This is a genomic window from Pirellulales bacterium, from assembly GCA_036490175.1.
In the GTDB taxonomy this organism is placed as follows: domain Bacteria; phylum Planctomycetota; class Planctomycetia; order Pirellulales; family JACPPG01; genus JACPPG01.
Window position 1 is genome coordinate 1 of record DASXEJ010000325.1, and the last position, 5,532, is coordinate 5,532.

Annotated in this window: 6 protein-coding genes; 3 read left to right on the forward strand and 3 right to left on the reverse strand. The window is 60.7% G+C overall.

Annotated features, from left to right (window positions below; genetic code table 11):
* Positions 1 to 684, reverse strand: a 684-nt coding sequence (locus VGG64_24760) for a sialate O-acetylesterase (GenBank protein ID HEY1602839.1), incomplete at its 3' end; no start/stop codon positions are given.
* A 292-nt stretch (positions 685 to 976) separates the two neighbouring features.
* Between VGG64_24760 and VGG64_24765 the strand changes: the two genes are divergently transcribed.
* The 3 genes from VGG64_24765 (at position 977) to VGG64_24775 (ending at position 3,398) form a co-directional block, all read left to right on the forward strand.
* The gene (locus tag VGG64_24765) at positions 977 to 1,957 is read left to right on the forward strand and encodes a M28 family peptidase (GenBank protein ID HEY1602840.1); all 981 of its coding nucleotides are present in this window, start codon (positions 977 to 979) and stop codon (positions 1,955 to 1,957) included.
* Between the two features lie 135 nt (positions 1,958 to 2,092).
* Positions 2,093 to 2,551 carry a hypothetical protein gene (locus VGG64_24770; GenBank protein ID HEY1602841.1) on the forward strand — a complete coding sequence of 153 codons (459 nt, stop codon included), beginning with the start codon at positions 2,093 to 2,095 and terminating at the stop codon, positions 2,549 to 2,551.
* Between the two features lie 196 nt (positions 2,552 to 2,747).
* A complete protein-coding gene (locus VGG64_24775) occupies positions 2,748 to 3,398 on the forward strand; it encodes a hypothetical protein (GenBank protein HEY1602842.1) in 651 nt (216 codons plus the stop codon).
* Between the two features lie 93 nt (positions 3,399 to 3,491).
* Here the strand turns inward: VGG64_24775 and VGG64_24780 are convergent, their stop codons facing one another.
* Positions 3,492 to 4,598 (reverse strand): Gfo/Idh/MocA family oxidoreductase, encoded by a 1,107-nt coding sequence (locus tag VGG64_24780; GenBank protein ID HEY1602843.1) that lies wholly within the window; start codon positions 4,596 to 4,598, stop codon positions 3,492 to 3,494.
* Positions 4,599 to 4,746: 148 nt separating this feature from the next.
* Positions 4,747 to 5,532, reverse strand: a 786-nt coding sequence (locus VGG64_24785; GenBank protein ID HEY1602844.1) for a CPBP family intramembrane glutamic endopeptidase, incomplete at its 5' end; no start/stop codon positions are given.

Consider the following 5,532-nt stretch of genomic DNA (forward strand, 5'->3'; position numbering starts at 1 on the left):
GTCGTTGGCTGGCATGTCGGCAAGCGACTTCAGCGCTGGCTCTGCGGCCAAGGCGCCGTGGCTCGTCCATGCTTCTGCCGGCGTGCCGCCGTAGTTGGTGCTAATCAAGCCGACCGGCACCTTCAATTGCTTCTGCAAATCGCGACCAAAGAAATAGGCCACGGCCGAAAAATCGGGCACAGACTCTGGCCCGCATTCCTGCCACTTGGCATCAATGTCGTTTTGCGGCTCGGCTGTCGCGCGACGGGGGACGGTAATCAGCCGGATCTGCGGGTTGGCCGATTCCTTGATGTTCTGCTCGGGATTATCGCTCTGCTTGACGGACCATTGCATGTTGGACTGACCGCTGGCAATCCAGACTTCGCCTACCAGGATGTTGCCGAGCTTGAGCGAGTTCTCACCGGTGATGGTCATCTCGAAGGGGCCACCAGCCTTGAGCGGCGCGAGATCGGCTCGCCAACGCCCGTCCTTGGCCGTGGTCGAGACTTCTTGACCCTGGAAACTGACGGTCACCTTCTCGCCGTCTTTTGCCGTGCCCCAGACGGGCACTTTCATTCCGTGCTGCAGGACGGCGCCGTCGGAGAACAACGCGTTGGGCTTAACGGCCGCATGCGCGGTGGCCGTCAGCAAAAGGCCGCACAGCGCGGCGGCAATTAATCGTTGATAGGGAGAGCGTAGAGGCATGGGAAAATCTCCTGCGGTGGGTTGTGCGGCGGGTGAGTCGCGGGCCGGCAGTCCGGCACGCGACGCGGCATAGTATAGTCGCCGCCGCGGCGAAACTCACCTAGGTAACCGGAGAAGGCTGGGAAGCCTGCCAAGCGGCATGGGGGGCGAGCCAATATGCCTCGACTCGGATAGAATGAGGCTCAACCAGCCCGGCGCCTGAAGACTGCCCATAAGGGGACCCGGCGGCGGCACAACCCACGGAACGCGTGCAGTAGCACGACATTAAAAAGTGGCAGCGTTGGCAAAAAAAATGTCGGGCCAGACCCTATTTCTGGCAGGGATCGTGGCAGCCTGCTGTGCCACGATCGGCTATATCGTGCTGGTTGATATGCCGTCGCGACAAGCGGCCAAGGCCGGCCCCAACCGGGGGCAACGGCTGGCGGACATCCCTTTCGACGGCACACAAGCCTACGAATACCTGAAACAGATCTGCGACCTGGGCCCGCGCATCAGCGGGTCGGCCGCGATGACCAAGCAGCAAGAGTTGCTGCAGAATCATTTCGAGAAACTCGGCGGCAAGGTCACCTTACAGCCGTTTCGCGTCCGGCATCCGGTCGATGGCTCGCCGATCGAGATGGCCAACATGCTGGTCGAGTGGCAGCCCGAGAAGAAGCAACGCTTGCTGGTGGGAGTGCATTACGACACCCGGCCCCACCCGGATCAGGACCAGGTCGACCCTAAGGGGCTCTTTGTCGGTGCCAATGACGGCGCCAGCGGCGTAGCCCTGCTCATGCAATTGGGCGAGACGGTCAAGAACCTGAGCGGAAAATATGGCGTCGACTTCGTGTTCTTTGACGGTGAGGAGTTCGTTTTCGCGGACCGTGACCCGTACTTTCTCGGCTCGACCCACTTTGCAGACGAATACGTCGCTCGCCCGCCAGGATATACCTATCGCGCCGGCGTGGTGCTGGACATGGTCGGGGACAAGGACCTGGAGATCTACCAGGAGGGGAACAGCCTTGATTGGCCCGCCTCGCGCAGCGTGGTAAATTCGCTGTGGGCCACGGCCAAGAAATTGGGTGTGCGCGAGTTTGTGCCGCGGCTCGGTCCGACGGTGAATGACGATCATCTGCCGTTGTGCCGCAAGGCGAAGATTCCGACCTGCGACGTCATCGACTTCGACTATCCCTATTGGCACACACGTGGCGACACGGCCGACAAATGTTCGGCCTTGAGCCTGGCGAAGGTCGGCTGGGTCGTCGACCAGTGGTTGAAGAAATCGGTGCAATAGAACGACAGCAGTGCAATCGACAAGGCGAGCGCGGGCAGTAAGCAGAGGGCCATTGGCAGTCCCTTCGGCATCTGAAAAGGGGCGGATGGGGTCGCGACCCACAGGGGTGTGCTTCTTGGTGAGGCCATCGATGTCATGATTAGCATGTTGTTTCCTGCCAGCGTGTTTGGCTTGGCCCTGACGATGCTCGTCGCGCACGGGCGAAGCTGGCGGCGTGCTCGAACGCAGTCCTTGAATCACTCGGATCGCGCGTTCCGCGCAGGGCAGTTCCGGCGGCGGATGCAGGCCAGCTCGCTGTTGGCATTGGTCGCTCCGACGATGTTTGTGGGACTCAGAATTTCGCCCGATCGGTCGCCCAAGGTGTTTGTGGCACTTTGGTTAATGGTCCTCATCAGCACCTGCTGGGTCACGTGGCTGGCGATCTTGGACGCAGTCGCCTCGAGCCTCCACTTCCGACGGTTGAGCCAAGAGCGTGCCACCACGCGTGCCCGCCTCAAAGGCGAGCTCGATCGAATCTTGGCAGAGTCGCAAGAGCGCCGGACAATCACCGAATCCACTGCCGCCGACGCTGCGGCGAGTCCGACCCGTAATTGACGGCCACTGGTCCCACTTCTACATTAGATTGTGTGCCGCCGCAGACAGCGCGGCTGTAGCGGGCCAGTCAGGGGACCGAGGTCGACCGCAAGCCGAACGCCCGTTCGTGGGCGTCTTTCGGGAAATTGGATGGTTGCTTGGTTCAGACGGGGGCATTCAAAGGCCTTGCCAGAAGCAAGGCACGGGACATTTTCTCATGGACGGCGTCCGTATTTGCGTAGCACTCGCCCCCTTGGCGATTTATCTGCTTTGGCTGGCGGTACTCAACCTGCTGCGCCGCCCCGTGCTGGTCAACGGGGTGGTGGACATCGCCGCGCTAGGTTTCGGCATCTCCGGCATGATGCTGGTTGGTCCGATCGAATTGTTACATCCCCAGGCGGCGATCAATCAATTGGGTGCTTACATTTGGGTACTGTCGATCGGACTCTATTCGCTGGCCTTGGCGCTGTGTATCTTATTCAGCCGGCCGAGGCTGATCGTTTACAACATGTCGGTCGCCGAATTGCGTCCCTTATTAGCTGTCGCAATCGAGGGGCTCGACTTGCAGCATCGCTGGGCCGGCACCTCGCTGTCGCTGCCGAATCTGAACGTACAACTCCACTTGGAAAGCCATGCGCTAATGCGCAACGTTTCGCTCGTGGCTAATGGCGACCATCAGAACCCGGCCGGCTGGCGCCAATTGGAACTGGCCCTGATCCAACAATTGGGCCAGACCCGGGTGCGCCCCAATCTGTGGGGGCCGAGCCTGTCTTTGGCCGCGCTCTCGATCGTGGCGGTCATGGCCTGGTACGCACCGCTCGACCGGCATTTCGATATCGCGGCCCTGCGAGAAATGCTGCCGTTCTAAAAGGAAATGATGAAGGCAAAATGCAGAATGATGAAGTAGGAACGGTAGGCCGAACAAGTACTTGCCGACTCGTCCTCAAGCATTTCGCGTTCATCATTTCCCGGCTCCCTTCGCTTCCGCATCGAGCTTGCGTGCTTTCAAGCTTGGATCGCCGGCCAAGGGTAACTTGATCGTGCGGCCCGTCTCGGCCGCTTTGTAGATCGCCAAAATGACTTCGACGCTGCGCCGTCCCTGCGGACCGTCGATGGCCGGATCGCGATTTTTGCTGATCGCATCGACCACGTCGCGGAATTGCAGAGTGTGACCATGATGGCCGATCGCCGACGGGTCGCTAGCCCCGCCCCCGGTGCTCTTGCGGCTCTGCATCTGCTTCTGCACGGCGGCATCGCGTCGCCCCCGCTTGGCGAAATCCCATTTGACGATGTCCTCTTCCTCCATCACGGCCGAGCCCTCCGATCCGTGAATCTCGATCCGCTTGAGATAGCCGGGAAAGGCAGCAGTGCTGGCTTCGATAACGCCTAGCGCACCGTTGGCATAGCGGATCGTGGCAACGGCCGTATCCTCGACGGCGATGCGCTCGTGGGCAAGCAATCCCGTTTGGGCGCGAATCTCTACGGCCGGTCCCATGAACCAACTCAGCAAGTCGACGCTGTGGATGGCCTGGTTCATCAGCGCCCCGCCGCCGTCGAGCTTCCAGGTACCGCGCCAGGCCCCGCTATCGTAATACGATTGCGGCCGAAACCATTTTACGTAGGCGTCCCCCATGGTGAGCCGGCCGAAGCGCCCGTCGTCGAGTGCGCGGCGGATTTCCTGCGATGAATCATGAAAACGCGAGGGAAAAATGGCCGACAACTTTACGTTCGCCTTGCGGCAAGCGTCGATGATTTTGTCGCAGCGAGACAGTGTGATTTCGAGCGGCTTTTCCACAATGATGTGCTTGCCAGCGCGGGCTGCGGACACGGCCGGCTCCAGGTGCGCGCCGCTGGGCGTACCGATCGTGACGATGTCCACGGCCGGGTCGGCCAGCATGTCGGCGAGCTTGTGATACGCCCGGCAGCCGGTCTCGGCGGCCAGGCGATCGGCCGCGGCCGGAAACGAGTCGAAACAGGCGACCAGCTTCGCGCCGCGCACATCGGCAATCGCCCGCGCGTGAAACTTCGCAATCATGCCGCAACCGATGATGCCAAAACCAAAACCCATCGCGTGAGTATCTCCTGTGCGAGCGGAAGGCGTAGCCAGCGGCAGCGTTTAGGGCTTATCCGCAAGCCTTGCGGCGCGCATGCTGCCAAGGATATGCCGGCCAACAATGAGCCGGATTATAGAGAGCGTGCCGGGCAACAGCCAGCACTCACAGGTCGGACGTAACCATGATGAATACGCTCAAAGCGTTCAAGCACGCGTGCGTCACCAGGCTCGGCAATAGCCGATGCGTCTGCCGGTACAAGTAGCCCAAAATCAAGGCAAAGACGAACAGGGGAACCGCGCTGGGTCCAAATTCCAGATGTACCAGCGCGAACAGAAACGAGCTGAGCAGCACCGGCATCAGGCTGGCCCGGGATTCATTCGCTGACACCTCGCCGCCCGCGGAATAAATCAAAACGGGCGCCGCTGGCATCGAACCAACGAAATTCGAGTTTTCTGCTGACCCGGAGTATTGCGCGCCGCGCGCCGCGTATAACGCTTCCAGCCATCCTTGCAAAACGACGCGGAAGAAGAACTCTTCCGTTAGCGGCGCCACAACCACCGCCAGAATACCCGTGGCCACCATCATGGCAATGCTTGGCTGTGCCTGGAATATGTCGCCCACCGGGTGGGTGTATGGGATTAAATGAACGAGCGCGTATTGAATTACGAATACAGGTATGCTCGCCGCGACAAAGCCGGCGACACCCCATTTGATATCAGCGGTAATGTGCAACTGATCGAGGCCTATGTCGTCGAGCCCGGCGCCACGTCTTTGCAACCACACGACCGCCACGCCTAAGGCCAGCAGACTGCCCACCGCCCCCGAGATAATCGTCGCGAATTGCCTGGTCGTCTTGAGCTGTGGCTTTTCCTTTTCGTCATCGCCCGTCGACTGAGCGGATACCTCGGGCACCGACGTTTCTGAGCTATCGGCTGGCTCGACCGTGGC

Excerpts from the sequence above, each read along its gene's own strand:
- VGG64_24780 (HEY1602843.1), bottom strand. The coding sequence starts at position 4,598 with ATGGGTTTTGGTTTTGGCATCATCGGTTGCGGCATGATTGCGAAGTTT.
- VGG64_24770 (HEY1602841.1), top strand. The coding sequence starts at position 2,093 with ATGATTAGCATGTTGTTTCCTGCCAGCGTGTTTGGCTTGGCCCTGACG.
- VGG64_24775 (HEY1602842.1), top strand. The coding sequence starts at position 2,748 with ATGGACGGCGTCCGTATTTGCGTAGCACTCGCCCCCTTGGCGATTTAT.
- VGG64_24765 (HEY1602840.1), top strand. The coding sequence starts at position 977 with ATGTCGGGCCAGACCCTATTTCTGGCAGGGATCGTGGCAGCCTGCTGT.